Origin of the sequence: Bradyrhizobium sp. SZCCHNR1043, from assembly GCF_032489675.1 — a bacterium.
GTDB lineage: Bacteria > Pseudomonadota > Alphaproteobacteria > Rhizobiales > Xanthobacteraceae > Bradyrhizobium.
The window spans coordinates 174,464-190,898 of record NZ_JAUEYN010000014.1; the positions used below are offsets into that span (position 1 = coordinate 174,464).

Annotated in this window: 17 protein-coding genes; 4 read left to right on the top strand and 13 right to left on the bottom strand. The window is 64.5% G+C overall.

What is annotated here, in order from left to right:
* Nucleotides 1–9: 9 nt before the first annotated feature.
* The 10 genes from QX039_RS24505 to QX039_RS24550 form a co-directional block, all read right to left on the bottom strand.
* Entirely contained in the window at nt 10–1,251 is a 1,242-nt protein-coding gene (locus QX039_RS24505) for a Zn-dependent hydrolase (RefSeq protein ID WP_315734632.1), read from the bottom strand.
* Between the two features lie 84 nt (nt 1,252–1,335).
* The gene (locus QX039_RS24510; protein ID WP_315734630.1) at nt 1,336–2,310 is read right to left on the bottom strand and encodes a type II secretion system F family protein; all 975 of its coding nucleotides are present in this window, start codon (nt 2,308–2,310) and stop codon (nt 1,336–1,338) included.
* Nucleotides 2,311–2,318: 8 nt separating this feature from the next.
* Nucleotides 2,319–3,293, bottom strand: a complete 975-nt coding sequence (locus tag QX039_RS24515) for a type II secretion system F family protein (RefSeq protein WP_315734628.1) — start codon at nt 3,291–3,293, stop codon at nt 2,319–2,321.
* Between the two features lie 11 nt (nt 3,294–3,304).
* Complete coding sequence (locus tag QX039_RS24520; protein WP_315734626.1) at nt 3,305–4,768, bottom strand: CpaF family protein; 1,464 nt, start codon at nt 4,766–4,768, stop codon at nt 3,305–3,307.
* Between the two features lie 21 nt (nt 4,769–4,789).
* The gene (locus QX039_RS24525; RefSeq protein WP_315734624.1) at nt 4,790–6,058 is read right to left on the bottom strand and encodes a CpaE family protein; all 1,269 of its coding nucleotides are present in this window, start codon (nt 6,056–6,058) and stop codon (nt 4,790–4,792) included.
* A complete protein-coding gene (locus tag QX039_RS24530; protein ID WP_315734622.1) occupies nt 6,055–6,795 on the bottom strand; it encodes a CpaD family pilus assembly protein in 741 nt (246 codons plus the stop codon). The genes QX039_RS24525 and QX039_RS24530 overlap by 4 nt, the downstream gene beginning before the upstream one ends.
* 22 nt (nt 6,796–6,817) lie before the next feature.
* Entirely contained in the window at nt 6,818–8,293 is a 1,476-nt protein-coding gene (locus QX039_RS24535) for a type II and III secretion system protein family protein (protein ID WP_315735683.1), read from the bottom strand.
* 17 nt (nt 8,294–8,310) lie between these two features.
* Nucleotides 8,311–9,111, bottom strand: a complete 801-nt coding sequence (gene cpaB, locus QX039_RS24540) for a Flp pilus assembly protein CpaB (protein WP_315734619.1) — start codon at nt 9,109–9,111, stop codon at nt 8,311–8,313.
* Nucleotides 9,112–9,237: 126 nt separating this feature from the next.
* The gene (locus QX039_RS24545) at nt 9,238–9,762 is read right to left on the bottom strand and encodes a prepilin peptidase (protein ID WP_315734617.1); all 525 of its coding nucleotides are present in this window, start codon (nt 9,760–9,762) and stop codon (nt 9,238–9,240) included.
* A 326-nt stretch (nt 9,763–10,088) separates the two neighbouring features.
* Nucleotides 10,089–10,253: a Flp family type IVb pilin gene (locus QX039_RS24550; protein ID WP_231317342.1), complete on the bottom strand. Its 165-nt coding sequence runs from the start codon at nt 10,251–10,253 to the stop codon at nt 10,089–10,091.
* Nucleotides 10,254–10,705: 452 nt separating this feature from the next.
* On the opposite strand from QX039_RS24550, the gene QX039_RS24555 reads away from it, so the two are divergent.
* From QX039_RS24555 to QX039_RS24570, 4 genes are all read left to right on the top strand, one after another.
* Complete coding sequence (locus QX039_RS24555; protein WP_315734615.1) at nt 10,706–11,533, top strand: sterol desaturase family protein; 828 nt, start codon at nt 10,706–10,708, stop codon at nt 11,531–11,533.
* Nucleotides 11,534–11,668: 135 nt separating this feature from the next.
* Nucleotides 11,669–12,169 carry a pilus assembly protein N-terminal domain-containing protein gene (locus QX039_RS24560; protein ID WP_315734613.1) on the top strand — a complete coding sequence of 167 codons (501 nt, stop codon included), beginning with the start codon at nt 11,669–11,671 and terminating at the stop codon, nt 12,167–12,169.
* A gap of 324 nt (nt 12,170–12,493) precedes the next feature.
* Nucleotides 12,494–13,039 (top strand): TadE/TadG family type IV pilus assembly protein, encoded by a 546-nt coding sequence (locus tag QX039_RS24565; RefSeq protein WP_315734610.1) that lies wholly within the window; start codon nt 12,494–12,496, stop codon nt 13,037–13,039.
* A gap of 83 nt (nt 13,040–13,122) precedes the next feature.
* Complete coding sequence (locus tag QX039_RS24570) at nt 13,123–13,683, top strand: TadE/TadG family type IV pilus assembly protein (protein WP_315734609.1); 561 nt, start codon at nt 13,123–13,125, stop codon at nt 13,681–13,683.
* 204 nt (nt 13,684–13,887) lie between these two features.
* Here QX039_RS24570 and QX039_RS24575 read toward each other — a convergent pair whose 3' ends face one another.
* The 3 genes from QX039_RS24575 to QX039_RS24585 form a co-directional block, all read right to left on the bottom strand.
* Entirely contained in the window at nt 13,888–14,100 is a 213-nt protein-coding gene (locus QX039_RS24575; RefSeq protein ID WP_006612155.1) for a cold-shock protein, read from the bottom strand.
* A gap of 301 nt (nt 14,101–14,401) precedes the next feature.
* The gene (infA, locus tag QX039_RS24580) at nt 14,402–14,692 is read right to left on the bottom strand and encodes a translation initiation factor IF-1 (RefSeq protein ID WP_315734606.1); all 291 of its coding nucleotides are present in this window, start codon (nt 14,690–14,692) and stop codon (nt 14,402–14,404) included.
* A gap of 24 nt (nt 14,693–14,716) precedes the next feature.
* A complete protein-coding gene (locus QX039_RS24585; RefSeq protein ID WP_315734604.1) occupies nt 14,717–16,126 on the bottom strand; it encodes a DEAD/DEAH box helicase in 1,410 nt (469 codons plus the stop codon).
* Nucleotides 16,127–16,435 lie beyond the last annotated feature (309 nt).

A 16,435-nucleotide genomic window follows, 5' to 3' on the forward strand; every position in this document is an offset into this window, starting at 1 on the left:
CGGCGTGCCCTATCGTGTCGCGCCTGTGAGCAGGCGGCGGCATGTGTCGACGAACACGTCGGCGCCGGTGACGATGTCGGCGTCGGCCGTGTTCTCGGTCCAGTGATGGCTGATGCCGCCGATCGACGGCACGAACAGCATGCCGGCCGGCATGATGGTGGCCAGCACCTGCGCGTCGTGTCCGGCGCCGCTCGGCATCCGCAGCGACTTGCCGCCGGCGAGATCGCGGCTGGCGGCCTCGATCGCATCCTGGAACGTGCCGTCCATCATGGCCGGCGCGCCGGTACGGATGCGTTCGACGGCGACATGGCAGGGACCTGCGTCTGACGCCTGCGCAGCCATCTCACGCAGCAGCTCCTCGAGCCGGTCGACCACGGCGGCATTGTCGTCGCGGATCTGGAACAGCATCTCGGCCTGGCCGGGGATGATGCTCGGTGCGCCCGGATCGAGCGTGATGCGTCCCGTGGTCCACACCGTGCGCGGGCCGCAGGCGGCCGGAAAGCGCGCATCGATCGCGACACAGAACTTGGCGAGCGCGAGCCCGGCATCCTTGCGCACCGCCATCCGCGTCGTGCCGGCATGGTTCTGCTCGCCGGTGAAGGTGATGCGGTATTGCCAGATGCCGACGATCGAGGTGACGACACCGATCTTGAGCCCGCTCGCCTCGAGCGTGTCGCCCTGCTCGATATGAGCTTCGAGATAGCCGATATGCCGGCCGCGCTCGGCCTGCAGGCGCGGCCGTCCGGCGAGGCCCATCTCGGCAAGCGCCTCGCGCATCGTGCGCGGGCTGCTGCGGTCGCGGGCAGCATCGATGTCGGCCTCGCTGACGTCGCCGACATAGGACCGGCTGCCGAGCATGCTGCCGAAGTGGCCCTCCTCGTCGCACCAGGAGGCGACCTCCACCGCACCGTTGATGGACGGGTCTGGATTGAGCACGCGCGCCGCCTCCAGCGCGTAGATGACGCCGAGCGGGCCGTCGAGCCAGCCGGCCCGATTCTGGCTCTCGAGATGCGATCCGGCCAGCAGCTTGGGGCCCGGCTTGGCGCTGGTGCCGAGCACATTGCCGATGCCGTCGATATCAGGCGTGAGCTGCGCGTCGGGCAGGCGCTCGGCGAGCCAGGCCAGCGACTGCCGGTGGGCGTTGGAGAAGGTCGGCCGGTGCACGCCGGTCTTGTAGGTGCCGAAGGCACGCAGCGCGTTCAGATCGGCCAGAACGCGGGCGCCATCGGCGCGGCGGAGCTTGTCGGACATCAGGCGGAGACCTCGATCATGCTCAGCCTAGCTTCCAGGGTAGAGCCGCGACCGCAAGCGAAATTTCTCGCGAGCGGTCTACGTCTACTGCATGGCCGCGACCTTGATGCCGGTCGGTCCCAGAATGACCACGAACAGCACCGGCAGGAAGAACAGGATCATCGGCACCGTCAGCTTCGGCGGCAGCGCCGCGGCCTTCTTCTCGGCCTCGTTCATGCGCATGTCGCGATTTTCCTGCGCCATCACGCGCAGCGACTGCCCAAGCGGCGTGCCGTATCGCTCCGATTGCTGGAGCGCGAGGCAGACCGACTTCACGCCCTCCAGGCCGGTGCGGCGGGCGAGGTTCTCATAGGCGACCTTGCGGTCCTGCAGGTAGGAGAGCTCGGCGGTGGTCAGCGTGAACTCCTCCGACAACGCGATCGACTGGCTCGAGATCTCGATCGCCACCCGGCGGAAGGCGGCCTCGATCGACATGCCGGACTCGATGCAGATCAGCAGCAGGTCGAGCGCGTCGGGAAAAGCGCGCTTGATCGACAACTGGCGCTTGGAGATCGCATTGCTGAGGAACAGCATCGGCGCCTGCAGGCCGAGATAGGCCATGCCGACGCAGATGCCGATCTTGACCGGCATCGACTTCTGCAGATTGGCGATCACGAAGACGTACAGCACGGAGCCGACGAACAGCACCAGCGGTGTCACCATGCGCGCGAACAGGAAAGTGATGTAGGGCGCCTGGCCGCGGTAGCCCGCCATGATGAGCTTCTCGCGGGCCGCTTCCTGGGCGAGCCATTTGGTGAGGTTGAAATCCTCCACGACACGAGAGATGAGCTGCTTCGGCGTCTGCCGCAGCGAGACCTTCTCGCCGGCGTTCAACCGCTCGCGCTCACGCTGCTTGATCCGCTCGCGTTCGCTGGCGACCGCCTTCATGCGCTTGTTCAGGTTTTCGCCCGCGAACAGCGGCATGATCAGCGTATAGACGGTGGCCGTCGCCGCGATGGCGGCGAAGAACATCGTCATGAAGTGCGGGTCGTGCAGCTTGGTGACCAGAAAGTCGACCATGGTCCACCTCAGAAATCGAAATTGATCATCTTCTTCATGACCAGGATGCCCATCGACATCCAGATCACGCAGCCGACCAGCATCAGCTGGCCGGTCGGATGGGTCCAGAGCAGCGAGATGTAGTCGGGCGTGCTCAGATAGACCAGCAGCATCACGATCGGCGGCAGCGATCCGATGATGCCCGCGGAGGCCTTGGCTTCCATCGACATCGCCTGGATCTTCTCGCTCATCTTCTTGCGGTCGCGCAGCACCTTCGAGAGGTTGCCGAGAGCCTCGGAGAGATTGCCGCCCGACTTCTGCTGGATCGCGATGACGATGCCGAAGAAGTTGGCTTCCGGCAGCGGCATACGCTCATACAGCCGCGCACAGGCCTCGCCGAGCGGCATGCCGATCGCCTGGGTCTCGATGATCGCGAGGAACTCGCTGCGCAAGGGCTCCGGCGCATCGGCGGCGACGACCTTGATCGATTCGAACAGCGGCAGGCCCGCCTTGATGCCGCGCACGATCACGTCGACGGCGTCCGGCAATGCTGCCAGGAATTTCTTCTCGCGCCGCTTCTTGAGGTAGCCGAGGATCCAGCGCGGCAAACCGAGACCTGCAGCGAAGCCGAGCCCGAGCGCGCCGAGCGGGCCGCCACCGGCGAAGAAGGCGACCGCGCAGACGACGAAGCCGAGGACGCCGGAAACGATCCAGAACTTCTGCACGGTCCAGTCGAGCCCAGCCTGCGAAATCCGCATATTCAGCGGGACTTTGCTCTGCTTCTGGGCCTTCGCCTCGAGATCCTTCAGCGACGACTCGACCTGCTCGCGGCGCGAGCGCTGACTGCGTTCGGCCTGGCGGACCACCGGCTCGGACTTGGCGACGGTGCTGCGCCGCTGCTCGGCCTTCCGCTCACCCGACAGCAGGGGATAAAGGAACACCCAGGCGATGCCGCCGATGGCGGTGGCGGCGAGGAAGGCAAGGGCGAGAGCCTGAAGCTTCATGGGGTCTCTCCTCAGTCCTTGCTCGCGACTTCGGCGGCGTCGAGTGCAGCCGCAAGCCGCTTCTCTTCGCCGTAGTAGCGCGCACGCTCCCAGAACCGCGGCCGACCGATTCCGGTCGAGCGGTGGCGCCCGATGATCTTGCCGTTCGCGTCCTCGCCGATCATGTCGTAGAGGAAGATGTCCTGGGTGATGATGGTGTCGCCTTCCATGCCCATCACCTCGGTGATGTGCGTGATGCGGCGGGAGCCGTCGCGCAGGCGCGCCGCCTGGACGATGACGTCGATCGAGGCGCAGATCATCTCACGGATGGTCCGCGACGGCAGCGAGAAGCCGCCCATCGTGATCATGGATTCGCAGCGGGACAAGGCTTCGCGCGGGTTGTTGGCGTGCAGCGTGCCCATCGATCCGTCGTGACCGGTGTTCATGGCCTGCAGCAGGTCGAAGGCCTCGGGTCCGCGGACCTCGCCGACGATGATGCGTTCGGGTCGCATACGCAGGCAGTTTCTCACCAGCTCGCGCATCGTCACCTGGCCTTCGCCTTCGATGTTGGGCGGCCGGGTTTCGAGGCGCACCACGTGTGGCTGCTGCAGCTGGAGCTCGGCGGCGTCCTCGCAGGTGATGACGCGCTCGTCGTGATCGATATAGTTGGTCAGGCAGTTCAACAGCGTGGTCTTGCCCGAACCGGTACCGCCGGAGATCAGCACGTTGCAGCGGACGCGGCCGATGATCTGCAGGATTTCTGCGCCCTCCGGCGAGATCGCGCCGAACTTGACCAGCTGATCGAGGGTCAGCTTGTCCTTCTTGAACTTTCGAATGGTGAGCGCGGGGCCGTCGATCGCAAGCGGCGGAACGATGGCGTTGACGCGCGAGCCGTCGGCGAGACGCGCGTCGCAGATCGGCGAGGATTCGTCGACGCGGCGGCCGACCTGGCTGACGATGCGCTGGCAGATGTTCAGGAGCTGCTGGTTGTCGCGGAACCGGATGCCCGTGCGCTGGATCTTGCCGTTGACTTCGATAAAGACCGTACCGGCGCCGTTGACCATGATGTCGGCGATGTCGTCGCGCGACAGCAGCGGCTCCAGCGGGCCATAGCCGAGGACGTCGTTGCAGATATCGTCGAGCAGCTCTTCCTGCTCGGCGATCGACATCACGATATTCTTGATCGCGATGATCTCGTTGACGATGTCGCGGATTTCCTCGCGCGCGGATTCGCCGTCGAGCTTGGCCAGCTGAGCGAGATCGATCGCTTCGATCAGCGCCCCGAAGATCGTCGCCTTGACCTGATAGTAACTGTCCGAACGCCGGGCCTCGACAACCGGTGGCGGCGGCGGCGGAGCCTGCCGGGTCGGAGCCAGAGGTGGCGACGGCACGGCCGGAGACGCCGCGCGTGGTGCGGCCGGCGCCGGCTCGGGCGCTGGCGCAGCCGGCCTGAGGGTCCTGGTATCGTTGTCCAATCCGCTACGCTTACCAAACACGACTTAGAACTCCACGCGTGCCTACTTCGCCCTCAGCTTGTCCAGCAGAGGCGACAGGAAGGAGCCTTTCGGCTTCTTGGTCTCGCTGCGGCCGGTGAGCCGCTGCGCAATCTGGAGAAACATCTCCGTCGTCCGATGACTGGGAGACATTTCCGCAATCATCTGGCCGTTGTTGGCGGCGGCGCCGAAGATCTGCGGCTCGAACGGGATCGTGGCGATCGGCGGGCTTTCGATCGCCTTGGCGAACTCGCTCGCATTGATCTCGGGCCGCTTGGGAACGCCGACCTGGTTCAGGCAGTAGAGCGGCATGCGATCGTTCGGCCGAGCGGCCTTGAGGAGATCGAACATGTTCTTGGTGTTGCGCAGCGAGGCGAGATCCGGCGCCGCCACGATCAGGATGTCGTCCGCGGAGATCAGCGCCCGCTTGGTCCAGCCTGCCCATTGATGCGGAACGTCGAGCACGATGCAGGGCATCGAGGCCCGCAGCGTGTCGAAGACCGCATCGAATGCCTCGGCGCCGAAATCGTAGACCCGGTCGAGCGTCGCGGGCGCGGCCAGCAGGCTCAGATGATCGGTGCATTTCGACAACAGCCGGTCCATGAAGGCGATGTCGATCCGGTCCGGCGAGAACACCGCGTCCGCGATGCCCTGCGCGGGATCCTGGTTGTAGTCGAGGCCGGCGGTGCCGAACGCCAAATCAAGGTCGGCCACGACGGAATCCATCGACAGGTTGCGCGCGATCGCCCAGGCGATGTTATGGGCGAGGGTCGAAGCTCCGACGCCACCCTTGGCGCCGACGACGGCAATGATGCGCCCGACGGCCTTGGCCTCTGGCGCCGAGAACAGGTTGCAGATCGAGCGGACGACGTCGATCGGCGTCACCGGCGACAGCACATAGTCGCTGACGCCGCGCCGCACCAGCTCGCGATACAGCGTGACGTCGTTGACGCGGCCGATCACGACGACGCGCGTGCCCGGGTCGCAAACCGTGGCGAGCTGATCCAGGCCTGCCAGGATGTCGGTGCGCGCATCCGTCTCCAGGATGATGACGTTCGGGGTCGGTGCCGACCGGTAGGCCTCGATCGCCGCCGCCATGCCGCCCATCTGAACCTTCAGATGCGCCTTGCCGAGGCGCCGGTCCTCACCGGCGGCCTGAACCGTCGCGGCGGTTTCCACCGTCTCACAGAACGCCTGCACGGACACGCGCGGCGCGGGCGCGATGTGATCGTCGGCCGGCGGCGGCACGACGTCAGGCTGCTCCTCTTGGGTCTGTCGGGCGTAGCTGATCATTTGCCTGTGTCGCTGAGTTTGGCCTTGTCGGCCTCTGGATACGTGATCGCGGTTGATTGTCCCTTGCGATATTTGTCGAACAACGCCGTGCGCCGGGTGGTATAGGACGGCGTTTCGGATCGCGGCTGCACGAGATCAGACGGGTTTGCGACCATTGCCGCCATGTTGCGCTGGTAGGCGCAGCCGTAGTTCCAGTCAGGCTTGTTGTCGAACCAGTTCTTGTTCTTGATCGACGGCCCGAGGTCGTCCGGCCAGACGCCGCAGGGCCCGACCGTGGCCGACATTTTAGGATAGCTCAGCCGGATCGCGGCCATCTGGCGCGGGTCCTTCGGCTGATAATTGCGTACGGTGATGCCGTGCGGCGGAACGCCGGCGGCGGCAAGCAGGGAGTGGATCTCCCGCATCGAGTCGGCGGCCGCCCGTGCATTGGGGGTGCCGCTCGGCACGTCGGCGCTGATCGCGCCCGTGCCTTGGCGAATCCAGCCCTGGGCCAGTCCCATCACGTCGGCGCGCTGCTCGGCGGTCAGGCCGCCACGGCCCTGGCCGACGAAGACCACCAGGGAGTCCGGGGCCTCCTGGATCGCAATCGGGTGGCGCAGCCGGTAGTCGTCCGGGATGCTCGCCGTGGTGGCAGCGTCTCTGGTGTAGTTGCAGGCGCCGAGCAGGGCTGCGGCTCCGGCGAGCGCTGCGGCAAGGGGCAGGCGGCGGTATCGAGCGGGGCTGGATGTGATGGTCATCGTTGCAGGTCCTTGTCCCGGCTCAGTCCGTGATGAAGCCATAGGTGCCGCGATAGTTGCGTCCGGGTTCGGCCCGGCCGGGTACGCCGTAGATGCGGTTGATGCTGCCCAGGAGATCGGCCTGGGGGTCGGACGCGGCCGCGAAGCCGTCGTCTGGGCGGGAGAGATCCTTCTGTGCCACGGCGCGGACGACGAACGGCGTCACCAGAACCATCAATTCGGTCTGGTTGTTGACGTAGTCGCGGCTGCGGAACAGCGCGCCGAGGACCGGCAGCTGCATCAGGCCCGGCATGCCGCTGATCGCCTGCTTGGTCTGCTGCTGGATCAGGCCGGCCATCGCCATGGCGCCGCCGGAGGGAATTTCCAGCGTGGTCTCGGCGCGCCGGGTCTTGATCGAAGGAACCGTCAACGAGTTGACCGTCGTCGAGCTGACGGCTTGCGACAGCGTGATCGAGTTCTCGTTTGAGAGCTCCGAGACCTCGGTCATCACCCGCATCGAGATCCGGCCCTCGCTGAGCACGACGGGCGTGAAGTTGAGCGAGATGCCGAACTTCTTGAAGCTGATCTGCGTCGTACAGACATGGGTCGTCGGATCGCAGGAGTAGCCGGCAGGAACCGGAAACTCGCCGCCGGCGATGAAGGTCGCGGACTCGCCCGAGATGGCGGTCAGATTGGGTTCCGCGAGGGTACGGATCACGCCCGCGTTCTCCATCGCGCGCAGCGTCGCCTGCACCGTCGGGGCCGCTCCGAACGCTGCGCTCACGGCATTGTTCGAGACCAGATTGCTGCCATAGGCCGTGAACGGATTGGAGTTGGCGAATTTGACGACGGCCGTTCCATAGTTGAGCTGGCCGGAGAGATCGATGCCGAGCTGCTTGACGATCGAGCGCTGCACCTCGGCGACCGTCACCTTCAGCATGACCTGGTCGCGGCCGCGCACGGTGATCGAGTTGACGACCTTGTCGGCGCCGCCGGCGAGCCGGGCGGCGAGTTCGCCGGCCTGCTGGGCTTCGATCTGGCTCGACGCCGAGCCGGTCAGCACGATGCTGTCGGCGAGGCCTTCGATCTGGATATCGGCATTCGGCAGCAACTGCTTCAGCGCCGCCCGCGCGCCGTTCAGGTCGCGCTTGACCGCGATGTCGTAGGCCGCGATCTGCTGGCCCTGCGCGTCGAAGAAGACGATATTGGTCTGGCCGATCGCCGCACCGATGATGTAAGCGCGCTGGGCGGAGCGCACGACGGCATTCGCGATCTTCGGATCGGCGACGAGAACGTCCTTGATGTCGCGCGGCAGATCGATGACGACGGACTTGCCGATGCCGAGCGCAAGGAAGCGTGCATTGATCTGGCCGTCCGCGGCGGCTGCGGTCGCCGGGCGGTAGTCTGCCGCGATCACCGGCGCGATCGCCGGATTGAGGGTCAGCGCAGCGGCGGCCGAAAACGACAGCGCGCGGACCAACAGGGTCCGCATCTTCCGCTGATTTTCGCTGCAGGTCATCTTGGTGGTCCTCTTGCTCACTTCTGCGTCGTCATCGTGCTGGGAATGCCGAAGCGGACGACGGCAACGCTGTCGCTGCGCTTGCGGCTGGTCTCGTCCGTGCGGTGCTCGGCCACGTTGACGTCGGCGATGCTGCGGAGCGCCAGGGACAGCGTTCCGGTTTGACGGGCACGCGCGAGCGTCTCGGCCTGTTCCGGCTTCAGCTCCAGCGTGACGGTCTTGCCGACCACCGTGGTCTGGCCGTCTTTTTCCTTCGGAGCCTGATCGATCGCCAGCACGCGGATGTTCGACAGGATGATATCGGAGCTGACGACGTCGCCCGCGTTGGGCTGATCCGGATTGCGCTCGCGCTTGGACAGGATCACGTCGACGCGGTCGTTCGGCAGGATGAAGCCGCCGGCGCCGGTCTCCGGAGAAATCTCGGTGGAAACGGCGCGCATGCCGGCCGGCAGGATCGCGGCCATGAAGCCCGAGCCGTCGGCCTTGACGAGCTTCTGTTCGCGGATGGGCTCGCCGGCAATGAACGGAGCCCGCGCGATCGTGCCCGTTATCTGCGTCTGTCCTTCGGGCCGCTCGCTGCGCCGGATGAAGCTGGAGCTGGCCGTGGCCGCCGGCCAGCTCTGCCACTGCAGATCTTCGGGCTTGAGCGATTGGCCGAGGGCGATGTCGCCCTTGGCGACGAGAACGTCGACGGTGGGCATCTGCGGCGCGGGCGCGGCAACTTGAGCCGGCCGGTCGTCGGACCCGCTCGCGAGATATGCGGCCACGCCGCCAGCGCCTACAGCGATGGTCAGAACCACAATGCGTGCGGTATTCATACGCTTCACTTTCCACATGACGCCGCGACGTTTCCGCCGCCGTGATGGGAGTTGAGCAGTTATTCGTCAAAGCATGGTTAATGAGGCGTATCTAAATCGCCTTAACACCGCGTTGACACGGTGCTTTCAGAGCAATGCAAGACGCGCAGCGTCGATCGCCTTCACCCAATCGGTCTCCGGATAGACCATCAGAGCGCCCAGGGCGAGCGCGATGCCATAGGGCACGCCGCTCTCCTTGGCGTGCAGGCGTGCAAGCCAGGGTTGCCCCGCCAGCATGTAGGGCAACGGCCATTGCCGGAACTGCATGAGGGCGAGAGTGAGCACGCCGCCGAAGATCGAGGCGTACAACAGGTAGTTCATCAGGTGGGCGAAGCCGAACCACAGCGCGGCGGCGGATGCGACCTTGGCGTCACCGCCGCCGATCCAGCCGAATGCAAAGCAGGTGAAAGCAATCACCAGCAGGGTCGCGCCGGCGCCGAGGTGCATCAGCATGTCAGCCATGCTCATGCCGCTCAGCGGCGCCAGAACCAGAAAGCCGGCGACGAGCGCAAGGGAGACCCGGTTCGAAATGGTCATCGTGAACAAATCGCTCGCCGCGGCAAAGGCCATCAGGGCCGGAAACAGCAGAAGGCGCGCGAGATCGAGGGTCATGGGCTCTCAATGGCATCGACGCGGCGCGTGGGTGCGCCGCTGCGCCAGAGTCTAGCTGCAAGAAATAAACGATCGGGAAACAGCCGGAATGGCCGGTTGGCTGTCGATCTCACCAGACGCTGACGATGCGGGCCGCGAGAGCGAGGATGGACAGGCCGAGGCCGCCGCAGATCCAACGCAAGGCGACGTCGGCCGCCCTGGGCGGGGGCCGGGACGCGGCTGCGGACAAAACGTGGTTACGCATCACTGAACGCCGCGAAGCTGAATGTGGAAATGATAAAGGCCCCGGATGTCCGGGGCCTTCTTTGCTCGGCCGTGACGACCGCTTACTTCAGCGAGGTGTTGATCGCGCCGAACTTGGAGCTCAGGCTGGAGCCGAGACCGTTCACCGCGGCAATGATCGCGAGCGAGATGCCGGCGGCGATCAGACCGTATTCGATCGCGGTCGCGCCGGATTCATCCTTCACGAAGCGAGCAAGAAGATTCTTCATAGGTAACTCCATGTACACGTGGCTGGTCGAACAAACTCTGGTCGTTGCGGCGTTCTCAGCACCGTGACCATGCGGCCACCCTAGGGGGCAGGAATTTCGGCGTAGTTAATTCGGTCGCCGAAACACGGCGACAAATGACTGTTATTGTGCAGAGTAAACATAGGATGAAGCGCGGCGCGATCATTCGAAATGATGCATGGTCGCGCCGCGGTCGGTCTCGTTGAAAAGATGAGCGCAGGGTTTCGGCGATCATGCCCGACCGGTCCATCGCGGGGCCTGCTCCGCATTCCGCACTATATGCATATGGCCGTGTCGACCTGGCTGGCGGAGCATGTGGCTCGATGTCGATCGCGCTGGGCCGATAGGCAGAGCGGTTTTGCCGGCGCCGAGGTTCACGGCTCCTTAAGCGCCAAGGAGTACCCCTCGGAACAGTTCATGAGATGAGGAATGTGATGTCCGGTCTGCCATGGGAAGTCGCGCTGATGCTCGGCCAGACCATCGAGAAGGTGTTGCCGATCACCTTGGTGCTGGCGGTGGTGTTCTCGGTGCTCAGTCACTTCTGGGCCTGCAATCCCGGCAAGCCGTGGTGGCAGAAGCGCGAGCTCGTCACCGACGTGGTCTACTGGTTCTTCGTGCCGGTGTTCGCCCGGGTGCTCCGCATCGGCTTTCTCGTGCTCGGCGCCAGCGTTCTCTTCAAGATCCGCGACGCCGACGAGTTGATCGCCTTCTATGAGAACGGGCACGGCCCGCTGGCGCAGCTTCCCGAATGGCTGCAGGGGATGCTCTTCCTCGTGCTCTCCGACTTCATGCTGTACTGGACGCATCGTCTGTTCCATGGCGGCGAGTTCTGGAAATACCACGCGGTTCACCACTCGTCGGAGGATCTGGAGTGGATTTCGGCTGCCCGCTTCCATCCGATCAACTTGATCCTCGGCACGATCGCGGTCGACGTCATCCTCTTGATGGCCGGCATCTCGCCCAATGTCATGATCTGGGTCGGACCATTCACCACGTTCCATTCGGCCTTCGTGCACGCCAATCTCAACTGGACGCTGGGCCCGCTGAAATATGTCCTCGCCACGCCCATCTTCCACCGCTGGCACCACACGTCGATGGAGCAGGGCGGCAATACCAACTTCGCCGGCACGTTCCCGATCTGGGACATCCTGTTCGGCACGTTCCGGATGCCGGCGGGGCAGTTGCCCATGGCCTACGGCAAGGACGAGGCGACGATGCCCGGTGAGTTCGGCGGCCAGCTCGCGTTTCCGTTCCGGCGATGAGGGGTTTTGCAACCGCCCCAGACCAAATGGCGACGTTTGCAGATCATTCACCAATTGAGCGCAGATTTGCCGCGTCGGGCGCCGTCACCGCTGCGTATCGCTTGAGACGGCTCGTCAATGTCCCGGGGTTTGAGTATGTCGTTCTGTGTATCGCGTCGTCCTAGTGTTTCCTTCGCATTGCGGGCAGCTGTCGCCGCGGTGCTGCTGTGGCCGGCTGCCGCCTTGGCGGAGCCTGATCCCGCCATCGCCGTGAATGTCGACCAGGCCAAGCTGGTCAAGCTGCCCGACCGGGTCGCGACCCTCGTCGTCGGCAATCCGATGATCGCCGATGTGACCTTGCAGAGCGGCGGCATCATCGTCGTCACCGGCAAGAGCTATGGCGCCACCAACTTCATTGCGATGGATCGTGGCGGACAGGTGCTGATCGATCGCCAGATCCAGGTCGCCGGGCCCACCGACCAGCTCGTGACGGTGTATCGCGGCGTCGACCGTGAGACCTATAGCTGCATGCCGATCTGCCAGCGCCGGGTGACCTTGGGCGACGGCGACAACTACTTCAAATCGGTGCTCGACCAGGCTGGAACGATGTCCAGCACGGCGAGCGGTAACGCGGCGGCGGCCTCGAAGACCAACTGAGCGCTGGCCTTGCCACGCCTGCCCGGGTCGATGGCAGCGCCTGACCGCCTCTCCACGCGTGTCCGCGCCGACGATGCGGCGAGCCTTGCCGCTGGTGCTGCGGCTGGGTCGCCCGATTCGTTTGGTTTCTCGTTTGGTTTCGATGATCGGATCGGGCGGTGACGCGCTGTCTCGAAGGGCTGGCTGCGTGCGAACCCCCAAGCACGGTTAGCGGGACGTTGATGCGGCAGGCCATACTGTCCGCATCGTGGGAAACCCTTTCCCAAGGAGTTTCCGCTATTCCTTTCGCTCAGATTGATGTGCCTTTCCAGTCCGGATGAACCCATGCAAGCCCCCGTCTCCTCGACCGCTTCGATGCGCCGGATGCTGCGCCGCTTCCGACGCAACCGGCGGGCGTCGGCCGCGCTCGAATTCGCGCTGGTCGCGCCGGTCTTCTTCGCGCTGCTGTTCGCGATCATCGAAACGGCGCTGATGTTCTTTGCCGGGCAGGTGCTCGAGACGATCACGCAGGACTCGGCGCGCATGATCCTGACCGGACAGGCGCAACAGGGCGCCTATACGCAGGCGCAGTTCGCGAGCTACGTCTGCACCCAGGTTCCCGCGCTGTTCGACTGCAACAAGATCTATATCGACGTGAAGAGCTACTCCTCGTTCGGGAGCGTCTCGATCAGCAACCAGATCGACAACAGCGGCAACTTCGTCAACAACATGACCTACAGCCCGGGTGCCGCCGGAGACATCGTCGTCGTCAGGCTGTTCTATCAATGGCCGATCTTCGTGACGGGGCTCGGCTACAACATCGCCAACCTGAGCGGCAGCAAGCGGCTGCTGGTGGGCACGGCCGCATTCAAGAACGAGCCGTATTCATAAACACGGCTCTCACGACAAGGCTCTCGCGAGCTCCTTCAGAGGGACACCAGGAATTCATCATGCCGTTGGGAAGAATGCCGGGTATGTCTTCGAGCCTGCACCTGTGGCGTCGCATCGACGCCTTTGTCGCCGATCGACGCGGTGTCGCGGCCACCGAATTCGCATTCATCGTGCCGCTGATGCTGGTGATGTTCTTCGGCACGGTCGAATTCTGCTCGGCGATCGCCGTCGACCGCAAGGTCACCTTGATGGCGCGAACCCTGTCGGATCTGACATCGCAATCGACCACGGTCGGCGATAGCGACATGTCGAACTTCTTCGCCGCCTCGACCGGCATCATGTACCCCTATTCCACCACGCCGGTGAATGCGACGATCACCGAGCTCTATGTCGATCCCACCACCAAGCAGGCGACGGTGAAGTGGAGCAAGGGGTCGACACCGCGAACCGTCGGCATGACGGTCGGCGTGCCGGCTGAATTGCTGGTGTCCGGCACCTATCTGATCTTCAGCGAGGTGAACTACCAGTACGTTCCGACGATCGGCTACGTCATGGGCAAGACGGGCGTCAATCTCAGCGACGTCGCCTATACCCGCCCGCGGCAGTCGACCTGTGTGATGTATAGCCCGGCGACCTACTGCTGAGGTGAGGGCTGCCGCAACGGAGCCCGCCCGCGCCGGGGCTGCGGTCGCACGCGCCTGCGAACCGGCGCGACATGCGGTCTTTCGGGCGAGCGGAGCGCGGCGATGGGCATTCAGGCAGCGAAAAGCAGGCAATAAAAAAGGCCGCGCAAGGCGGCCTTTCGTTGTCCAGGCGGGCAATCGCGCAGGCGATTACCCTGGCGTCGCTCAATTGGCGGCGCGGAGATTATCGGCCGACGACTTGCCCGAACGGCGGTCCGCCACGATCTCGTAGGAGATCTTCTGGCCTTCGCGCAGCGTGCCGAGACCAGCGCGCTCGACGGCGCTGATGTGCACGAACACGTCGTTGCCGCCGTCATCCGGCTGAATGAAGCCATAGCCCTTGGTTGCGTTAAACCACTTCACGGTTCCCATGCTCACGGGGGTAGTTCCCTTCTCAGATATCAAATGCGTAACCCAGATTCCTGGGCTGGTTAGATCGAATTTTTGGAAGGGTCGTCAGCGTCTGAACCGGCTGTACCGGTAATAGCTAATCTCGTCCGGCCGAAAATCGATTGCGGGATATACTATTGGAAATGCCCGCGCAAAACAATCCTGAGCTGCGCGAGGGCGCATGATTTTTTGACGCGCCGGCTCGAGGCCGACGCGCTGAATTGTCGCTGATTGCGCAAGAGTTGATCAATTCGCTGGGTTGGGCGGAACCATTGCTCCGCCCAAGGCTCTAGCGCCGCCGGAACTGGCCGCCGCGCTGCGCTGCGCCACGCGGAGGTCCGCCGGTCGAGCTGGGGCGCTCGTCCTTGTGGCGGAAGATCAGCCGGCCCTTTTCCAGATCATAGGGCGACATCTCGACGGTCACGCGGTCTCCCGCGAGCGTCTTGATGCGATTCTTTTTCATCTTGCCGGCGGTGTAGGCGACGATTTCGTGCCCCGCATCGAGTTGTACCCGGTAGCGCGCGTCGGGAAGGATTTCGGTGACCAGCCCTTCGAACTGGATCAGCTCTTCCTTAGCCATGTCTCTCTCCAGATCGATAGACGTCTAGTTTGGCCGTTGGTTGCGGTTGTGAGCGTGGTTTTTGGGTCTGCCCTCGCGATGCAGGAAAGCAACGCCTTGAATCGACCCGGCCTTGCCGCCGCCTTGCGACGGCCGCTGGGGCTCCTGACGATTGCCTGGCAGAGGCGCCATCTTAGCATTGGAACGACGGCGACGGCGAGGGCCTTTTGCGGCGGTGCCACCCTCGTTGGTCCGCGCATTCTGCATGCCAGGACGGCCGCCACGCTGAGGCGGTTTGGCCGGTGCCGCGGCCTCGCGGAGGCCCGGCGTGCGGCGATCGTCGCGCGGCAGCGAGATCTTGATCAGCCGCTCGATGTCGCGAAGGTAGGACAGCTCGTCCGCTCCGGCGACGAGCGAAATCGCGATGCCTTCAGCGCCGGCGCGTGCCGTGCGGCCGATGCGGTGGACGTAGGTCTCCGGCACGTTGGGCAGGTCGAAATTCACGACATGGCTGACGCCGTCGACGTCGATGCCGCGGGCCGCGATGTCGGTTGCGACCAGGGTTCGGATCTCGCCGGTGCGGAACGCTGCGAGGGTGCGCTCGCGGTGGTTCTGTGACTTGTTGCCGTGAATCGCCTGGGCGGGGATGCCGGCCTTTTCCAGGCTCTTCACGACCTTGTCGGCACCGTGCTTGGTACGGGTGAACACCAGCGCGCGGTTGACCGGCTCCTGCTTGAGCAACTGAGCCAGAAGGTTCGGCTTGGCCGAGTGGTCGACGTGGATCACGCGCTGGGCAATGCGCTCGACCGTCGAGGAAACGGGGGTCACCGCGACCCGCGCGGGGTCGCGCAGCATGGCGTCCGCGAGCTCGGCGATGTCCTTCGGCATGGTGGCCGAGAAGAACAGCGTCTGCCGCTTGATCGGCAGCTTGGCGACGATCTTCCGGATGTCGTTGATGAAGCCCATGTCGAGCATGCGGTCGGCTTCGTCGAGCACCAGGAACTCGACCTGGTTCAGCTTCACGGCGTTGCCCTGGACGAGGTCGAGCAGCCGGCCAGGCGTGGCGACCAGCACCTCGAGGCCCGGCATGAGCGCGCGGACCTGGCGTCCCATCGGCACGCCGCCGATCGCGAGCGCCGAGGTCAGGCGGATGTGGCGGCCATAGGTGTTGAAGCTGTCGAGGATCTGGCCGGACAGTTCGCGGGTCGGGCTCAGAACGAGCACGCGCGCCGTCTTCGGCTGCGGCTTGATCCGGTTCTGCAGCAGGCGGTGCAGGATCGGCAGGGCGAACGAGGCGGTCTTGCCGGTTCCCGTCTGGGCGATGCCGATCACGTCGCGGCCTTCGAGGGCGAGCGGGATGGTCTGTGCCTGGATCGGGGTGGGGGTGGTGTAGTTCTCTTCCTTCAGCGCGCGCGTCAGCGCGTCGGCGAGGTTAAAATCCTGAAAGGATGTCAAAAGATTGGGCTTTCCATAAGAGGATGAGGCCCGTGTCGGCAGCCAGCCGGACGCGGGTGGGTGGTTGAAGAGACACCCGCGTGTTTGGAGCGTCGAGATTGGATGGGTGAGAATGCGAAGCCAGAAGCTCTGAACGAGCTAAAGAACACGCGGCTTGCAAAGATCCGGCCGATTCGCCTCGATCTATCAGATATATGGAACAGACTGGCGGCACTTTCAAGGCCGGTGCGCAACGGATCGGCGATTGAGCCGGTACTCTGCTGCTTTAATTTTAGCCATTCAAAACAAAGTGCATAAATCGTGTGCTCG

Coding starts and splice junctions, on each gene's coding strand:
- QX039_RS24505 (WP_315734632.1), bottom strand. CDS start 1,251: ATGTCCGACAAGCTCCGCCGCGCCGATGGCGCCCGCGTTCTGGCCGAT.
- QX039_RS24510 (WP_315734630.1), bottom strand. CDS start 2,310: ATGGTCGACTTTCTGGTCACCAAGCTGCACGACCCGCACTTCATGACG.
- QX039_RS24515 (WP_315734628.1), bottom strand. CDS start 3,293: ATGAAGCTTCAGGCTCTCGCCCTTGCCTTCCTCGCCGCCACCGCCATC.
- QX039_RS24525 (WP_315734624.1), bottom strand. CDS start 6,058: ATGATCAGCTACGCCCGACAGACCCAAGAGGAGCAGCCTGACGTCGTG.
- QX039_RS24530 (WP_315734622.1), bottom strand. CDS start 6,795: ATGACCATCACATCCAGCCCCGCTCGATACCGCCGCCTGCCCCTTGCC.
- QX039_RS24535 (WP_315735683.1), bottom strand. CDS start 8,293: ATGACCTGCAGCGAAAATCAGCGGAAGATGCGGACCCTGTTGGTCCGC.
- cpaB (WP_315734619.1), bottom strand. CDS start 9,111: ATGAATACCGCACGCATTGTGGTTCTGACCATCGCTGTAGGCGCTGGC.
- QX039_RS24545 (WP_315734617.1), bottom strand. CDS start 9,762: ATGACCCTCGATCTCGCGCGCCTTCTGCTGTTTCCGGCCCTGATGGCC.
- QX039_RS24550 (WP_231317342.1), bottom strand. CDS start 10,253: ATGAAGAATCTTCTTGCTCGCTTCGTGAAGGATGAATCCGGCGCGACC.
- QX039_RS24555 (WP_315734615.1), top strand. CDS start 10,706: ATGTCCGGTCTGCCATGGGAAGTCGCGCTGATGCTCGGCCAGACCATC.
- QX039_RS24560 (WP_315734613.1), top strand. CDS start 11,669: ATGTCGTTCTGTGTATCGCGTCGTCCTAGTGTTTCCTTCGCATTGCGG.
- QX039_RS24565 (WP_315734610.1), top strand. CDS start 12,494: ATGCAAGCCCCCGTCTCCTCGACCGCTTCGATGCGCCGGATGCTGCGC.
- QX039_RS24570 (WP_315734609.1), top strand. CDS start 13,123: ATGTCTTCGAGCCTGCACCTGTGGCGTCGCATCGACGCCTTTGTCGCC.
- infA (WP_315734606.1), bottom strand. CDS start 14,692: ATGGCTAAGGAAGAGCTGATCCAGTTCGAAGGGCTGGTCACCGAAATC.